The sequence below is a fragment of the Pseudomonas sp. MDV22-iso1 genome, from assembly GCF_058145095.1.
The window spans coordinates 226,332-241,793 of the sequence record NZ_JBYVMF010000001.1 but is presented as its reverse complement, the minus strand read 5'-3'; the positions used below and the strand labels follow the sequence as shown (position 1 = coordinate 241,793).

Genomic DNA, 15,462 nt, shown 5'->3' with positions numbered 1-15,462 from the left:
GGCGATCACGCCACGTCGAAGATTTGTTCGAAGTTGGAGATGGCGAGAATTTTTCGCACATCGGCATTGGCGTTAGACAGGGTGATTTCGGCATTCTCGCCGCCTGCGTGATCCCGCAGTAGCAGCAACATGCCGAGGGCAGAACTGTCGAGGTAGGTAGCGTCCTTCAAATTGACTTCGAAGGATTCGGGTTTCGGAGTGAGGTTTTCGTAGGATTCACGAAATTCCTGATGTTTGGCGAAATCGAATCGTCCCTTGATCGATATCGTCAGCTTCTGTCCATCCTGGGAGACTTCGGTTACGACTGACATTGAACGGCTTCCTTGTCATGGCGATTGTTTAAGAGGTGTAGCACCTGGTGGGGAGCAGGGCAAGATCCGATTAATACGGACTCTCGCGCGGCAATCGCTGGGACAGTTCATCCAGCAACTTTTGCTCGCGCTTGTCTTCCAGACGCCGCGCCTCATCCATGTAGCGCAGCACTAGCTTGCGCAACCCTTCAACCCGGGCGTAAGCCTGCTGCCAGGTATCCCGTGCCTTGTTCAGATTGTTCTGGTGCCAGGCCAGACTCTGGCGCTGCTGGTCAATGGCGGTGCCCAGTTGCGCCAGGAAGCCTTGGTAGCCCAGCAGCCACTGGCCCGAAACGCCACTGCTGCCGCGCACGATCCATTGTTCCTGGTAGTCGAGGCGAAAAGCTTCGAGGTCGGCGAGTTTGCTTTCTGCCAGACGGACCTGTCCTTGAAAGTGCCCCAAACGCTGCACCGCGGCTTTCTCGACCTTTTCGGCCATCTCAACCACGGGTGCCAGGCGTGACGCTCGGCTCTGGGCCATGGCCGGTTAGCCGCCAGCCGCGGGGGCGAAGATCGAGCCGAGGTAGGCTTCGCTTTCGCCGAGGCTGATGTTGTCGTTCAGGCCTTGGCGCAGGTATTTGACCAGTTGCGGCTGCAAGGCAATCGCAAGGTCAGTCTCCCGGTCGCCGCCGGCCACGTAGGCGCCGACACTGATCAAATCGCGGCTCTGTTGATAGCGCGACCACAGCTGCTTGAAGTACTGGGCGCGCGTCATGTGCTCCGGCGAGACTACCGAGGGCATGACCCGGCTGATGGACGCTTCGATATCGATGGCCGGGTAATGGCCTTCTTCCGCCAGTCGCCTGGACAAGACGATGTGGCCGTCGAGCACGCCCCGCGCGGAGTCGGCAATCGGGTCCTGTTGGTCATCGCCTTCGGACAGCACGGTGTAGAACGCCGTAATCGAACCACCGCCCTTCTCGGCATTACCCGCCCGCTCCACCAGTTTCGGCAGTTTGGCGAATACCGAGGGCGGATAACCCTTGGTCGCGGGTGGCTCGCCGATGGCCAGTGCGATTTCGCGCTGGGCCTGGGCGAAACGGGTCAGGGAGTCCATCAGCAACAGGACGTTCTTGCCCTTGTCACGAAAATATTCGGCGATACGCGTGCAGTACATGGCAGCCCGCAAGCGCATCAGCGGCGCGTCGTCCGCCGGGGAGGCAACCACGACGGAGCGCTTGAGGCCTTCTTCACCGAGGATGTGCTCGATGAACTCTTTAACTTCACGTCCCCGCTCACCGATCAGCCCTACCACGACAATGTCGGCCTCGGTGAAGCGCGTCATCATGCCCAACAGCACACTCTTGCCCACGCCTGTACCGGCAAAAAGACCGAGTCGCTGGCCGCGACCGACCGTCAACAAACCGTTGATGGAACGAATGCCCACGTCCAGCGGTTCGCTGATGGGTTCGCGTTTGAGCGGGTTGATCGTCGGGCCGTCCATCGGCACCCAGTCTTCAGCCTTCATCCCGCCTTTGCCGTCCAGCGCACGACCGGCGCCGTCGAGCACCCGACCAAGCATGCTCATGCCCATCGGCAAACGCCCGGCATCCGCCAACGGCACCACTCGGGCACCCGGGGCAATGCCGGCAACGCTGCCCACCGGCATTAGAAAGACCTTGTTGCCGGAAAAGCCCATGACTTCGGCTTCGACCTGCACCGGCTGATAACTGTCGTCGTTGATGACCATGCAGCGGCTGCCCATGGCGGCGCGCAAGCCTTCGGCTTCAAGGGTCAGGCCGACCATGCGCAGCAAGCGCCCCTCAAGGATCGGTCCGCCAGACAGTTCGGTGACCTCGGCATAACTGCCCAGGCGCTTGGCGAAACTGGTGCGATCAAGGCGCATCAGGTTCGTCCGCTGCGGGGGCAGCCGCTGGCTTGCTGGCAGCCGACAGTTCCACTTTCAGGTCCGGCGCCGCGGGGTGCAAGGCCTGCTCGTGCAACTGATCGAACAGCTTGTCCATGACCCGCGCGAGACGGGTTTCGACGGTGGCATCAATGCGACTGTGCTCAGTCTCGACCCGGCAACCGCCAGGCATCAACGCCTCATCCTCGACGATGCGCCAGGTCTCTTCATGGCGCTCGCGCAGGGCTTTGACCTGTTCGAAATCCTGGGGATTGATGTACAGCCGCACATTGCCCACGCCCAGCGGCAACAGCTTGAGGGCCTCACGCATGACGTGTTCCAGCTGCGTCGAGTCGATGGCCAGCTCGCGCTGAATCACCTGCCTGGTGATGTGTTTAACGAGATCGACCAGGGACTTCTCGATCTCAGTGTCCTGTTCGGCAATGGGTTCGAACAGATTGCCCATGAGCTTTTCCAGCGCACCGATTTTCGCCGTCAGGGCTGCATCGGCTTCCTGACGGACCTTGAGCGTCGTGCTGTGAAAACCTTCGCGCTCACCGGTGGCGAAGCCTTCGTTGTAAGCCTCCTGGCGAATGCTCTCGAGCTCTTCGAGGGTCAGCGGCTGGACTTCATCCAGCGGCACTTCCTCCATTGCCGGCGGCTCGGGTTCAGGCTCCGGCTCGGGCTCAGGGACGTACGGGTCGAAACTGGGTAACGACCAGATATCAACACCGCTGACGTCCTTGGCACGGATCAGGTCGGTCTGGGACTCATCATGTTTGGTCGACATAGTGACCTTAGATCATCTCTTCGCCGCCCTTCCCGCCGAGAACGATTTCTCCGGCTTCGGCCATACGGCGGGCAATGGTGAGGATTTCTTTTTGTGCAGTTTCCACGTCGCTGACGCGCACCGGGCCTTTGGCCTCGAGGTCGTCGCGCAACAGTTCGGCCGCTCGTTTGGACATGTTCTTGAAGATCTTTTCCTTGACGTTTTCGTCCGACCCTTTGAGGGCCAGCACAAGCACGTCGGAGGACACTTCGCGCAGCAAAGCCTGGATCCCGCGGTCGTCGACATCGGCCAGGTTGTTGAACACGAACATGAGGTCTTCGATCTGGCCGGACAGGTCTTCGTCGACTTCGCGGATCGAATCCATCAACTGACCTTCGATCGAGCTGTCGAGGAAGTTCATGATGTCGGCCGCGCGCTTGATGCCACCCAGGTTGGTGCGCGAAGCATTCGAGTTGCCGGAGAACTGCTTCTCGAGAATCTGGTTGAGTTCTTTCAGGGCCGCCGGCTGAACGGTGTTAAGCGAGGATACCCGCAAGATGATGTCGAGGCGCACCTTGTGGTCGAAGTTGCCCAGCACTTCACCGGCCTGATCCGGGTCGAGATACGCCACCACGATCGCCTGGATTTGCGGGTGCTCGTAACGGATAACGTCGGCGACGGCGCGTGGTTCCATCCACTTCAGGCTGTCGAGGCCGCTGGTGTTGCCGCCCAGAAGAATCCGGTCGATCAAGCCGTTGGCCTTGTCTTCGCCCAGGGCCTGGGTGAGCATTTTGCGAACATAGTCGTCAGAACCGACGCCCAGGCTGGTCTGATCGCCGACGATGTCGACAAACTCGCTCATCACCTGCTCGACCTGCTCGCGGTGCACGTTGCCCATCTGCGCCATCGCCACGCCCACGCGCTGAACCTCTTTCGGGCCCATGTGGCGCAACACCTGCGCAGCATCGGTTGAGCCCAGGGACAGCAGCAGGATCGCAGCTTTGTCGACCTTGGACAGTTTGGCGGCAACGGCTCGGTTATCACTCATCTGCGTTAATCCACTCTTTCACGACCTGGGCCACACGACCCGGATCTTCTGCCACCAGACTCTTGATTGCATTCAGCTGTGCGTCATAGCCTTCGCTCGGACTTGGCAGCAGGATGCTTTGCGGGCCGCCAAGGCTGACGCGGTCGTTAGCCAGGTCGCCATCGAGGCCGCCCATGCCACCCAATTCCACGTCGCTGCCGATGCCGGCCAATTGCTTGCCTTTGCCACCATTGGTGATGTTGTTGAGCACCGGACGCAGCACGCCGAACACCAGCACCAGAATGAACAGTACACCCAGCACTTGCTTGATCACATCCCAGAACCAAGGCTGGGAATAGAACGGCACATCGGCGATCACTTCGCCGCGCTCGGCGGAGAACGGCATGTTGATCACGCTGACACTGTCGCCCCGGCTGGCATCGAACCCGACCGCGTCCTGCACCAGGCGTGTGAAGCGCGCCAATTCATCCGCTGTCCACGGCGCGCGAGAAGTTTCACCATTGGCCGGGTTGATCTTGACCTGATCGTCCACCACGACCGACACCGACAGGCGATTCAAACGGCCCTGTTGCTGCTTGGTGTGGCTTATGGAACGGTCAAGTTCGAAATTCTTGGTGGATTGTTGACGCTTGTCCGCTGGATACGGCGCGAGCATCGGCTGGCCAGTGGCCGGGTCCATGATTTGCTGACCGTTGGCATCCAGCAAAGGCTGACCTGGCTGAACCATGCCGGCCGACGCGGTAGCACCACCGGTGGTGGCCGGCGCAGACGCTGGCGAAGGCGGCTGGTTGCTCAGGGCGCCCGGTACACCTTGTGGCCCGTTGCTGGCGGTACGCTGTTCGTTCACCGACTGTTCGCTGCGCAACGCCGGTTGGTCCGGATTGAACTGCTCGGAGGTTGACTCGACGGCGCTGAAATCCACGTCGGCCGAGACTTCGGCCTTGTAGCGGTCGTTGCCCAGTACCGGTTGCAGGATGTTATGCACACGCTGAGTGAGCATGCTTTCCATGCGACGGCTGTAATCGAACTGTTTGCCCGCCATGGTCAGCTCGGAGTTTTCCGCCTGATCCGACAGCAGGTTGCCCTTTTGATCGACCACGGTGACCTGGGATTTGCTGAGCTCGGGGACGCTGGTTGCCACCAGATTGATGATCGCCAGTACCTGGCCAGGCTCCAGGGAGCGGCCGGAATACAGTTCGATCAACACCGAAGCACTGGGCTTGCGCTCATCGCGCACGAACACCGAGCTTTTCGGGATCGCCAGGTGCACGCGGGCACCCTTGACGTTGTTCAGACTGGAGATGGTCCGGGCCAGTTCGCCTTCAAGGCCGCGACGATAACGGGTCGCTTCCATGAACTGGCTGGTACCCAGGCCCTGGTCCTTGTCGAGGATTTCAAAACCGATGTTGCCGTCGCTGGGAGTGACACCAGCGCCCGCGAGTTTGAGCCGCGCACGGGACAAGTCTTCGGCCTTGACCAGCAAGGCACCGGAATTAGGTTCAACGGTGTAGGGAATATCAGAGGCGGCCAGGGTATCCATGACCTGCTTGGCGTCCATACCGGCAAGGCTGCCGTACAAAGGCCGGTAGTCCGGCTGCTGGGACCACAACACCACGGCGAAGCCAATCGCCACGCTCGCTGCCAGACCGACCAAAAGGCCCACCTGACGCAACATGGTCATCTCGGAGAGGTTTTCCAGGAAGGACAACCCGAACAGCGGCGGTTTACCGTCTATTGGAGTGGCCTTGGCCGGAATGTTATCGGCTGCTTCTGCCATGACTCAATATCGTCCTTAAACCGGCATCTGCATGATGTCTTGGTACGCCTGAACCAGCTTGTTACGGACTTGGGTAATGGCCTGGAAAGACACACCGGCTTTTTCTTTGGCGATCATCACGTCGGTCAAATCGACGCCGCTCTTGCCGATCTCGAATGCGGTGGACAGCTGGCTGGAGGCCTGCTGGGTTTCGTTCACTTTATTGACGGCCTGACCGAGCATGTCGGAGAAACTGTTGCCCGGCAGCTGAGGGACGGCGGCAGTCGATTTCGGCGCAGACATTGCGTCCATTTGCATGGCCCGCATATCCAGCATCAACCGATTAAATTCAATACCTTGGCTCATGGTTTCTCTCTTTTGACGTCGCTGGCGACCCGCAATTTTTTGACGCTCACTCGGCGGGTAGTCAGGTATTAGCAACAAGGGTGCCAGCTCCATGGCTGTGTCATACAAAAGCCCTTCCAGCGCCTTTCAAAATTGAAGTAACAACTCAACCTGTAGCAGCTGGCGAAGCCTGCGTCCGACTGCGCAGCAGTCGTTTGTCCTCGTGCATGCGGTTTTTTATATACTGCGCGTTAAATGAATAAACGACTGCTACGCAGTCGGACGCAGGCTTCGCCAGCTGCTACAAAAAGCAGTTTCAAGTGGCGAACAGGTAGGCTTCCACATCCATTCCGGCGTCACGCATTTGCGCCAGCTTGTAGCGCAACGTGCGCGGGCTGATGCCCAGGCGTTCGGCGGCTTCCTTGCGGCGACCACGCTCGGCGCGCAAGGTGTCGATGATCATCTGGAACTCGCGGCGCCGCAGGTCGTCGCCCAGCGCCCCGGCAGGTTCGACCTCGACTTCAATCACTCGCGCAACCGGTGAAATTACCGACAACGGCGCACAGGCCACAGGACCGGACAGGCAGAAATCCTGAGGCTGGATCAACCCGCCCTGCTGCAAAATCAACGCCCGCTGAATCGCGTTATCCAATTCGCGCACGTTGCCAGGCCACGGATAACCGATCAGACACGCTTGAGCGTCGGGCGATAGCTTCGCCGCGGCATGCTTCATTTTATTGACGTGTTTGGCCAACAGACGCTCGGCCAGCGGCAGTATGTCGGCGGTGCGCTCGCGCAGCGGACGCCATGCCAGCGGAAACACCGACAGACGATAGTAAAGGTCTTCACGGAAACGGCCTGCTGCCACTTCAGCCGCAAGGTCGCGGTTAGTGGTCGCTACCACCCGAATGTCCAGAGTGATCGGCTTGCGCGCGCCGACCCGCTCGACTTCGCGCTCCTGCAACACACGCAACAGCTTGGCCTGAAGCCCCATAGGCATTTCGGAAATTTCGTCGAGCAGAATCGTGCCGCCATCCGCCTGCTCGAACTTGCCTGCCTGCGCAGCAATGGCACCGGTGAACGAGCCTTTTTCATGCCCGAACAGCGTGGCCTCCAGCATGTTGTCCGGGATCGCGGCGCAGTTGATCGCGATGAACGGCTGGCTGGCACGATGGGAATGCTGATGGATGTATCGCGCGAGCACTTCCTTGCCGGTCCCGGACTCGCCGGAGATGAGCACGGTCGAATCACTGCGCGCCACCCGGGCTGCCAGCTCAAGCAACTGTGCGCTGGCTGGCTCGAACGCGATCGGCCCCTCGCTCTCGGCCGCGCCGAGACTGCCCAGGGCATGTCTGGCCACCAGATCGAGCAGCGCCTTGGGTTCGAACGGCTTCACCAGATAATCCGCCGCGCCCTGCCGCATCGCATCAACCGCACGCTCGACAGCGCCATGGGCGGTCATCAGCAGCACCGGCAATTGTGGCTGGCGGGCTCGCAGCAGACTGAGCAACTGATGGCCATCCATGCCCGGCATGTTGACGTCACTGAGCACCAGATTGAACGCGTCCTTGCCCACGGCCTCGAGCGCCTCCTCCGCTGAACCGACGGCGGTGTAATCGTGCCCCGCGAGCAGCAATGTATCGGCCAGTGCTTCGCGTAACGCGCGGTCGTCCTCAACCAGTAAAACCTTGATCCCCATGTTCTTCACTCCGCTCCCTGATCAATGCTCTTTTCACCCGAAAAAAGCGGCAGGATGACCTGCGCACATGTTCCACGACCCGGTCGCGAGCGCAGCAGCAATTCTCCCTGATGAGCGCGGGCCACCGCCTTGACCACGGTCAGGCCCAGGCCGGTTCCGGTGTTTTTAGTGGTGAAAAAAGGCTCGCCCAGACGCGCCAGCACGTTCGGTTCTATGCCGCTGCCGCTGTCACTGACCGACACGCGCAGGTTGTTATCCCGGGTATAGAGATGGACCTTCAAGCGCACATCACCGGAGCTCGCCTGAATGGCGTTCTCGATCAGGTTGAGGATCGCGCCGACCAGGGTGTCGCGATTGCACAGCAACTCCCCGACATGACTGTCGCACTGCCAGCGAATTGGCAAATCCTGCACATGAGCAAGGGCTGCCGCTTGCAGCGATTGCATGAGCATTTTGGGTGTAACGCGATCCGTCAGCGGCAGCTCGCCACGGGCGAAGATCAGCATGTCGCGCACTTGGTGCTCCAGCTCGTGCAGACGCTCTTTCAGGCGTCCGGCAAAGCGTTGCTGTGTGGCGACGGGCAGTTCCTGCTCGGTCAAATGACTGGCGTAAAGCAACGCAGCGGACAAGGGGGTACGAATCTGATGGGCCAGCGATGCGACCATCCGCCCGAGCGACGACAGGCGTTCATGACGGGCGAGTTGATCTTGTAGGTGGCGGGTTTCAGTCAGGTCGTTGAGCAACACCAACTGCCCCGGCTCGGCGTCGAGCGAGCGAGTGGAGATCGACAGACGCCGACCATCCTTTAGCGAGATTTCGTGCCCGTCGTCTTCACGGGGCGCGAAGCAGCGGGCAATGACATGGCGCCACAGCTCGCCTTCGAGGGGCAGGCCGAGCAGCTCACACGCGGCAGGATTGGCTTCGCGCACGATGCCCTGAGCATCGATGACGATGACGCCGCCGGGCAACAGATCAAGGAGGTTTTGCAGGCGATTGGCGAGGCGTTCTTTTTCCGCCAGTTCCTGCATGCGCTGGGCGCTGACCACTTCCAGCTCGCCCTTGAGTTCGGTCACCCGGGCTTCGAGCATGCTGTAAGAGTCGGTCAGCTGATTCGACATTTGACTGAACAGGGCAAACGACTGCTCAAGGCCAAGCCGGTTTGCCTGCTCTACGGACGACGGTAGCCCCGAAGCGTCAGGGACAGGAGACATCTGGGCGGCTTGGGGCATCGTGCACTCTCGCTTGGCTGACCGTCAGTTAAACGGAACGTTGCGAGGGATGTAGCAATACCCGTGCCTAAAAAAAACCGCCTATAAATGAAGGGGTTGAAAAACAGGCGTCAATCATCTGCCTGTTCATCACCGTCACGACGGCTCATACCGTATTTGCGCATCTTCTCCACCAAGGTGGTGCGACGAATACGCAAGCGCTCGGCAGCACGCGCCACAATGCCATTGGCATCATCCAGCGCCTGCTGAATCAGCCCCTGCTCGAGACCACCGAGGTAGTCTTTCAAGTCCAGGCCTTCCGGCGGCAGCAAGGCATTCACCGAGAAGTCCGGGGTATGACCGTTGATGGCCACCCGCTCTTCCAGGTCGCTGCGCAGGCTGTCGACCAATTGCTCGTCTTCGTCGTCGACGTAGCGGAATTTCTTCGGCAACTCGACCACGCCGATCACCCCGTACGGATGCATGATCGCCATGCGCTCCACCAGGTTGGCGAGCTCGCGGACGTTGCCGGGCCAGCCGTGACGGCACAGGGACATGATGGCTGCGGAATTGAAACGGATCGAACCCCGCTTCTCGTGCTCCATGCGCGAGATCAACTCGTTCATCAGCAACGGGATGTCTTCGACACGCTCGCGCAACGGAGCCATTTCGATCGGGAACACATTCAGGCGGTAGTACAAATCTTCGCGGAAGGTGCCGATCTCGATCATGCTTTCGAGATTCTTGTGGGTCGCGGCAATGATGCGCACATCCACGCTCTGGGTCTTGTTGCTGCCCACGCGCTCGAAGGTACGTTCCTGCAGCACGCGCAGCAGCTTGACCTGCATCGGCAGTGGCATGTCGCCGATTTCGTCGAGGAACAGCGTGCCACCGTTGGCCAGCTCAAAGCGCCCGGCACGACTGGTGATCGCTCCGGTGAACGCACCCTTCTCGTGGCCGAACAGTTCGCTTTCCAGCAACTCGGCCGGGATCGCCCCGCAGTTGACCGGAACGAACGGCGCGTCACGGCGCTTGGAATGATAGTGCAGGTTGCGCGCAACCACTTCCTTGCCGGTGCCGGACTCGCCCAGGATCAACACACTGGCGTCGGTGTCGGCGACTTGCTGCATCATCTGACGGACGTGTTGAATCGCCCGGCTGGTGCCGACAAGACTGCGGAAAAGATTGGGTTCGCGATGACGACCGCGCTCGCGGGCCTGGTCATACATCTCGCGATAGACCTGGGCACGGTGCAGCGAATCGAGCAATTTGCTGTAGCTGGGCGGCATTTCGAGGGTCGAAAGCACTCGGCGACGCTGGTCTTCAGGCAAGTCGAGGGAAGAATTATCGCCCATCAACAAAACCGGAAGGAACTCATCCCAGGTTGAGAGTGTCTTTAACAAGCCCAAAAGTGCGCCAGGAGCATTGACCGTCCCGATGAGGACGCAGATTACTTCACGACTAGACGACAAAGAGCCGACAGCCTGCTGCCAGTCATGGCTTCCGCAGGGTAAATTTTCTTCACCTAGAAAATTTAAAATCACCGCCAGGTCGCGGCGGCGGACGCTATCGTCATCAATTAGCAGAATTTTGGTTTCACGCCACATGCAATAGCAACTTCCCTAGTCAACTCGGTGCCCGAAATGAGTGGGCAAGCTAGACGCTTGCAGACCGTTAAGCCTGTAGACGCTGGATATCGGTGAACAGCCACTAGTTAAGTCAAAAAACCGTGCACAGTCAAATTTATGGCGCACATTGTCTGGATTAACCGGGAATTAACTAACCAAACAGATGGTAAACCTTTGCAGCGCTCTTCGCTTGAGTGATCTGCGACATCTCGTCGACTATCGCCTGACGCTCGCCCATCGTCGCCGTCAATAAATCTTTATAGACCGCCAGCAGACTCTCCAGATTGGTCCGCAGCGCTTCCTCGTCGATCGGCGCTTCACTCAGCACCTCATCGACGCATTCACGACACGCCACATCCAGTTCGCCGATCGCATCCCAGTTACGCTCGGCCAGCGCATCGATGAGTGCTTCGCGGGTTTCTTCAATCCGTTGCAGTGCTTGACTCATGGCGTCGTTCCTCAGGCGTGTGGGCCTATTGGGTTGCGATTGCATCCCAGCCGCTTTTTACCGTAACCAACAGCTGCATGACTTCATCGATGATCTGCGTGTCGTTGCTGACATTCGCCTGCACCAGCCGCGCATTCATGTATTCGTAAAGGCTGTCGAGCTGCTCGATCATGGCCGGGTCTTCCGCCTTCTCCGCGTCGAGGCCCTGACGCAGACCGGTGATGATGTCGATCGCCTTGGTGATCAGCAGGCATTTCTGCGCGATATCACCGCGGGCCAATGCGCCCTTGGCCTGAGCCAGTCGATCCAGGCCGCCTTCAAGCAGCAGTTGAATCAACCGATGCGGGCTGGCCTCGGAGATCTGGGCGTGGGAATTGACCTTCTGATACTGGCGAAGGGCTCTCATAGGGTTCATGTTGCTACCTCGTTACAGGCCACAGGCAAAAAAGTTTCTCTAACCATTTTGTCGACTGTGTCGCATAAAACTTTAATCCAAAGCCAAAAAACCCGGACCACTCACACGCTGTTTTGCAGGGCGGTTTAACGCCCCCGTCATCAATCCGACTTCGGATTATTCAGCGAGTTAAGCGTGGTCATGATGCTTGAGCTGCTGGCGTTGATCTTGGCGATCAGGCTGTCCATTGCGGTGTACTTCGCCGTCAGGGACGTCTGCAAGCTATCCATACGACGATCAAGGTCCGACTGCTGAGTCGTCAGGTCAGTCAACTTGGTATTCAGATCCGTTACACGCGAAGCGAGCAGACCGGTCGCACCGACATAGGTGTCTGTGGCCTTATTCATGCGGGTGATCAAACCTTTATCACCGGTGAATAGCTTCGCGATGTCCGCAGAGCCCTTGACCACAGCCTTGTCCCACGCCTTGTCATCCAGGGACAGCAAGCCGGTTTTCTGATCAGTGGTAATACCCATCTGCGACAGTCCGCTCATGGCATTCGAACCCGAGCTGTTGACCAGTTCGCTTCGCAGGCTGGCAACCAGCTGGCGCATGGACGCATCACCGGTCAGCGCCCCGGCCGTGGTGGTCGCGGAGTCACCGGTAGCGGTGACCTTGGTCTGGGTGTTGATGCTCGTCATCAGCGCGTTGTAGGCAGAGACGAATGACTGCACCGAGGTCTTCAGGGTAGAGGCATTGCTGTCTACACTGATCGTGATCGGCTTGTCCTTGTCACTGGCGACCAGTTCCAGGCTTACGCCACTGATAGCTGAAGTCACCTTGTTGGAGGTGGACTCCATGGCGACGCCATCGATGGTGTACTTGGCGTTCTTGGCTGCCGCACCGGCGTCATAGCCCTTGGCCAGATCCGAACTACCACTCAACGTGATGTCGGTACCCGCGCCACTGTTGGTGGAGCCGATCACCAGGCGAGCACCATTGGCATCGCTCAAGATGTTCGCACTGATGCCCTGCGCCGAAAGCTGAGTGTTGATCGACTCACGCACTTGACTGAGGCTGGCACCACCAGGAATCGACACATCATAGCTTTTGCCGGACTGGGTAATGGTCAGCGTCTGAGCTTCCGAACCCGGATTGGCTGCACCCGTCGCGCCCCCGGCAAATACTTTGCTGGTGATTTTCGACGAGGTCGCCAGGTCCTGCACCACCACCACATACTTGCCGCTGGACGCGCCGTCGCCAAGGGTAACCTTGACGTTTTTTTCTTCGGACGTGGAAGCAGCGAGCCCATTGAAGGCGGACAGATTGTTCAGTTTGGCGAGTGCAGCGCGGTAGGTGTCCAGCGCGCCTTTCACCGTGCCGACAGCAGACAATTGAATGGTCGTGTCTTTCTGCTGGTTGGTGATCTGCGTCTGCTTGGGTGCTTTTTCAGCACCGACCAAGGCTTTCACAATACCCTGAGTGTCGTAGCCCGACCCCACGCCGGTAATCGTTGAACTCGCCATCTGTAATCTCCTTGCCCTGTGGCTGCCGCTTTATTGGCGTACATCGCCTTCGCAGCAGTCAGAAACACATTTCATGCCAGCTCAGGCCTTCGTATCAAACAGCAGGCTGCTGGCATCACTTAAATTCTGTGCAAGCTTCAGAGCAGTTTCCGATGGAATCTGCCGAATGACTTCGCCACTTTCCGTAGCGACCACCTTGACCACAACCCTGCCGGTGGAGTCATCGATGGAAAAATCCAGGTTTCGCTGAGTCGATTGCACGAACTCGCGAATATCGGTCACGGCCTTTTCCAGCGCCACTCGCTTGGTGTCTTCAGTGGCGGCGGGCTCTTGCTCGACCACTGGTGGCGCCAGAGTGACAGAGGCGCTAGCCGTTTGTGTCGCGGCAGCCGGGTAATGCGCGTTCAGCTTAATGCTCATATCCATGTCATCACCTCAAAACCGAAAAAACGGAAGGGCACATACGCGCCCTCCCGTTAGTTAACCGCTACCGATATTACTGAAGCAGCTTCAGTACAGCGGATGGCAGCTGGTTAGCCTGGGACAGGATCGCAGTGGAAGCCTGTTGCAGGGTTTGTTGCTTGGTCAGCTCGGCGGCTTCAGATGCGAAGTCGGCGTCCTGTACGCGGCTACGGGCTGCGGTGGAGTTTTCCGAGATGCTTTGCAGGTTGGCTACGGTGCTGGTGAAACGGTTTTGAACAGCACCCAGTTGCGAACGTTGGGTGTCGATCTGCTGGATCGCGCCTTCCAAAGCCTGGATGGTTTGCTGAGAGCTTGCTGCAGTCAGAACACTCAGGTTGGCAACGGTGGTGTCCATTTTCACAGCGGTAGTTGTTGCGGCCGCAGCGGTGGACAGGCCCAGTGTAGCCAAGCCAGTACCGATGCTGCCTTCAGCAACGGTGATGTCCTTGGTGGAGAACAGGCTCAGGGAGTTGTCAGTCTTGTTGATGCTGGCAGTTACACCGGTGCTGGCGCTGTTGATGGACGACACGATGTCGGCCATGGTCGAGCCTGCGGTGAACTTAACTTCGGTACCGTTCAGGCTTACGGAAGTTGCAGCGGTCAGCTTGGCTTCAGTGCTGCCAGCGGTCAGGCCGAGTTTGGTCAGTGCACCAGCACCACCGTTGGCGGCTGCGCCAGTACCGTTGCCCAGCTTGATTGCTTTGCCGTCAGCGGAAGTCAGCTCGAGGCGGCCTTCGGCGGAAACGGTGGCAGCAACGCCAGTTGCAGTTGCACCGGTGTTGGCAGTGTTGATTTTGCCAGCGATATCCGTCATGTCATCGCCGATAGCGAAGGCGACGTTTGTACCGTTGATGTTGATTTCAGCGGCGGCAGTCAATGCGCCTGCTACTGCAGGAACGGCAGGAACAACTGCACCACCACCAGCACCTGCGGCCAGCGCTGTACCCAGAGTACCAGCACCGGTAACAGTGTTGGCTGGGCCGCCTGCTGCGCCAGTCAGAACCAGGTCAGTACCGCTTGCGCTCGCAATGGTCGAACCGGTTGCGGTGTTAATTTTCGAAACCACGGCGGCAAGGTTGTCACCGCTCAGCAGGTTGACCGCAGTGCCGTTAATGGTAACGGTTTCGTTGGCGCCCAAAGCGGCAGTCATGTCGCCAGTGTTGGTGTACGCAGTAGTAGTTGCAGGTGTACCTGCAGTACCACCTGGCAGAGTAACCGGATTACCAGTCACCGAAGCCGACAGCGAAGTCAACGAACCAGCAACAGTTGCTTCGCTATAAGTACCTTTCAAACCAGTAGCGCTGATGTCGCTCATGCCGAACGAGATAGTCTGGTTGGCGTCGGAACCGATCTGGAAGCCAACGTTCTGGAAGGTACCGTCGAGCAGGTTACGACCACCGAAAGTAGTGGTAGCAGCGATACGAGTCAGCTCGCCCACTTTAGCGGTGAATTCCTGTTGCAGGGAATCACGGTCAGCCTGGGATTTGTCACCGTTCGCGGAGTTCAGAGCCAACTCACGCAGACGTTGCAGAATGTTGGTCGATTCTTGCATCGCGCCTTCAGCGGTCTGGGCGATGGAAGTACCGTTGTTGGCGTTGTTGATCGCAACGGTCATGCCTTTGACTTGGGAGGTCAGACGGTTGGCGATCTGCATGCCGGCAGCATCGTCTTTAGCACTGTTGATTTTCAGGCCGGAAGACAAACGAGTCATCGAGGTGCCCAGGGCATCGCCGGCTTTGTTCAGGTTCCGCTGAACGGTCAACGATGTAATGTTGGTGTTTACTGATAAAGCCATGACGAATTCCTCGTTGGTTGGATACTGCGGCTTCCGGCCCTGGCAACCGCCGGGTGTGGCCTAGAGAACCTTCGTAATAGTTATCGTCGTGAAAGCAGGTTGCTTGAGCGTTTTTTTGATTTTTTTTACTAGCACCGTGCCACTCCTTGAATTTCAAGACCTTAGATCAGAGCCCCATAATGCAAAAA

The 15,462-nt window shown here is 58.8% G+C and carries 15 protein-coding genes; all 15 read right to left on the bottom strand.

All coding sequences use genetic code 11. The features are described 5' to 3' along the window. Nucleotides 1–5: 5 nt before the first annotated feature. Entirely contained in the window at nucleotides 6–311 is a 306-nt protein-coding gene (locus tag AC3ZVB_RS01085; RefSeq protein ID WP_162435918.1) for an STAS domain-containing protein, read from the bottom strand. A 70-nt stretch (nucleotides 312–381) separates the two neighbouring features. Beyond that, nucleotides 382–831: a flagellar export protein FliJ gene (gene fliJ / locus AC3ZVB_RS01080; RefSeq protein WP_162435917.1), complete on the bottom strand. Its 450-nt coding sequence runs from the start codon at nucleotides 829–831 to the stop codon at nucleotides 382–384. Between the two features lie 6 nt (nucleotides 832–837). After that, nucleotides 838–2,196 (bottom strand): flagellar protein export ATPase FliI, encoded by a 1,359-nt coding sequence (gene fliI, locus AC3ZVB_RS01075; RefSeq protein ID WP_162435916.1) that lies wholly within the window; start codon nucleotides 2,194–2,196, stop codon nucleotides 838–840. Continuing rightward, nucleotides 2,186–2,986 carry a flagellar assembly protein FliH gene (fliH, locus tag AC3ZVB_RS01070; RefSeq protein WP_490145555.1) on the bottom strand — a complete coding sequence of 267 codons (801 nt, stop codon included), beginning with the start codon at nucleotides 2,984–2,986 and terminating at the stop codon, nucleotides 2,186–2,188. Before fliH ends, fliI begins: the two co-directional genes overlap by 11 nt. A gap of 7 nt (nucleotides 2,987–2,993) precedes the next feature. Next, a complete protein-coding gene (gene fliG, locus AC3ZVB_RS01065; protein ID WP_008021334.1) occupies nucleotides 2,994–4,013 on the bottom strand; it encodes a flagellar motor switch protein FliG in 1,020 nt (339 codons plus the stop codon). Beyond that, on the bottom strand, nucleotides 4,006–5,790 hold the full coding sequence (gene fliF, locus AC3ZVB_RS01060; RefSeq protein ID WP_162435914.1) for a flagellar basal-body MS-ring/collar protein FliF: 1,785 nt from the start codon (nucleotides 5,788–5,790) through the stop codon (nucleotides 4,006–4,008). The genes fliG and fliF overlap by 8 nt, the downstream gene beginning before the upstream one ends. 15 nt (nucleotides 5,791–5,805) lie before the next feature. Continuing rightward, nucleotides 5,806–6,135, bottom strand: a complete 330-nt coding sequence (fliE, locus tag AC3ZVB_RS01055) for a flagellar hook-basal body complex protein FliE (RefSeq protein ID WP_194690657.1) — start codon at nucleotides 6,133–6,135, stop codon at nucleotides 5,806–5,808. A gap of 295 nt (nucleotides 6,136–6,430) precedes the next feature. After that, nucleotides 6,431–7,813, bottom strand: a complete 1,383-nt coding sequence (locus AC3ZVB_RS01050) for a sigma-54-dependent transcriptional regulator (RefSeq protein WP_490145554.1) — start codon at nucleotides 7,811–7,813, stop codon at nucleotides 6,431–6,433. A 5-nt stretch (nucleotides 7,814–7,818) separates the two neighbouring features. Then, nucleotides 7,819–9,024 carry a sensor histidine kinase gene (locus AC3ZVB_RS01045; RefSeq protein WP_490145679.1) on the bottom strand — a complete coding sequence of 402 codons (1,206 nt, stop codon included), beginning with the start codon at nucleotides 9,022–9,024 and terminating at the stop codon, nucleotides 7,819–7,821. A gap of 128 nt (nucleotides 9,025–9,152) precedes the next feature. Continuing rightward, entirely contained in the window at nucleotides 9,153–10,628 is a 1,476-nt protein-coding gene (locus tag AC3ZVB_RS01040; protein ID WP_490145553.1) for a sigma-54 dependent transcriptional regulator, read from the bottom strand. 172 nt (nucleotides 10,629–10,800) lie between these two features. Continuing rightward, entirely contained in the window at nucleotides 10,801–11,097 is a 297-nt protein-coding gene (gene fliT, locus AC3ZVB_RS01035) for a flagellar protein FliT (protein WP_162440416.1), read from the bottom strand. A gap of 25 nt (nucleotides 11,098–11,122) precedes the next feature. Beyond that, nucleotides 11,123–11,512 carry a flagellar export chaperone FliS gene (fliS, locus tag AC3ZVB_RS01030; protein ID WP_490145552.1) on the bottom strand — a complete coding sequence of 130 codons (390 nt, stop codon included), beginning with the start codon at nucleotides 11,510–11,512 and terminating at the stop codon, nucleotides 11,123–11,125. Nucleotides 11,513–11,652: 140 nt separating this feature from the next. Continuing rightward, on the bottom strand, nucleotides 11,653–13,017 hold the full coding sequence (fliD, locus tag AC3ZVB_RS01025) for a flagellar filament capping protein FliD (protein WP_490145551.1): 1,365 nt from the start codon (nucleotides 13,015–13,017) through the stop codon (nucleotides 11,653–11,655). Nucleotides 13,018–13,098: 81 nt separating this feature from the next. Then, a complete protein-coding gene (locus tag AC3ZVB_RS01020) occupies nucleotides 13,099–13,443 on the bottom strand; it encodes a flagellar protein FlaG (protein ID WP_490145550.1) in 345 nt (114 codons plus the stop codon). Between the two features lie 70 nt (nucleotides 13,444–13,513). Further along, the gene (locus AC3ZVB_RS01015; protein ID WP_490145549.1) at nucleotides 13,514–15,274 is read right to left on the bottom strand and encodes a flagellin N-terminal helical domain-containing protein; all 1,761 of its coding nucleotides are present in this window, start codon (nucleotides 15,272–15,274) and stop codon (nucleotides 13,514–13,516) included. Nucleotides 15,275–15,462: the final 188 nt, after the last annotated feature.

Bases quoted from the DNA above. Each gene is read 5' to 3' on its own strand.
- AC3ZVB_RS01085 (WP_162435918.1), bottom strand. From the start codon at position 311: ATGTCAGTCGTAACCGAAGTCTCCCAGGATGGACAGAAGCTGACGATA.
- fliJ (WP_162435917.1), bottom strand. From the start codon at position 831: ATGGCCCAGAGCCGAGCGTCACGCCTGGCACCCGTGGTTGAGATGGCC.
- fliI (WP_162435916.1), bottom strand. From the start codon at position 2,196: ATGCGCCTTGATCGCACCAGTTTCGCCAAGCGCCTGGGCAGTTATGCC.
- fliH (WP_490145555.1), bottom strand. From the start codon at position 2,986: ATGTCGACCAAACATGATGAGTCCCAGACCGACCTGATCCGTGCCAAG.
- fliG (WP_008021334.1), bottom strand. From the start codon at position 4,013: ATGAGTGATAACCGAGCCGTTGCCGCCAAACTGTCCAAGGTCGACAAA.
- fliF (WP_162435914.1), bottom strand. From the start codon at position 5,790: ATGGCAGAAGCAGCCGATAACATTCCGGCCAAGGCCACTCCAATAGAC.
- fliE (WP_194690657.1), bottom strand. From the start codon at position 6,135: ATGAGCCAAGGTATTGAATTTAATCGGTTGATGCTGGATATGCGGGCC.
- AC3ZVB_RS01050 (WP_490145554.1), bottom strand. From the start codon at position 7,813: ATGGGGATCAAGGTTTTACTGGTTGAGGACGACCGCGCGTTACGCGAA.
- AC3ZVB_RS01045 (WP_490145679.1), bottom strand. From the start codon at position 9,024: ATGTCTCCTGTCCCTGACGCTTCGGGGCTACCGTCGTCCGTAGAGCAG.
- AC3ZVB_RS01040 (WP_490145553.1), bottom strand. From the start codon at position 10,628: ATGTGGCGTGAAACCAAAATTCTGCTAATTGATGACGATAGCGTCCGC.
- fliT (WP_162440416.1), bottom strand. From the start codon at position 11,097: ATGAGTCAAGCACTGCAACGGATTGAAGAAACCCGCGAAGCACTCATC.
- fliS (WP_490145552.1), bottom strand. From the start codon at position 11,512: ATGAACCCTATGAGAGCCCTTCGCCAGTATCAGAAGGTCAATTCCCAC.
- fliD (WP_490145551.1), bottom strand. From the start codon at position 13,017: ATGGCGAGTTCAACGATTACCGGCGTGGGGTCGGGCTACGACACTCAG.
- AC3ZVB_RS01020 (WP_490145550.1), bottom strand. From the start codon at position 13,443: ATGGATATGAGCATTAAGCTGAACGCGCATTACCCGGCTGCCGCGACA.
- AC3ZVB_RS01015 (WP_490145549.1), bottom strand. From the start codon at position 15,274: ATGGCTTTATCAGTAAACACCAACATTACATCGTTGACCGTTCAGCGG.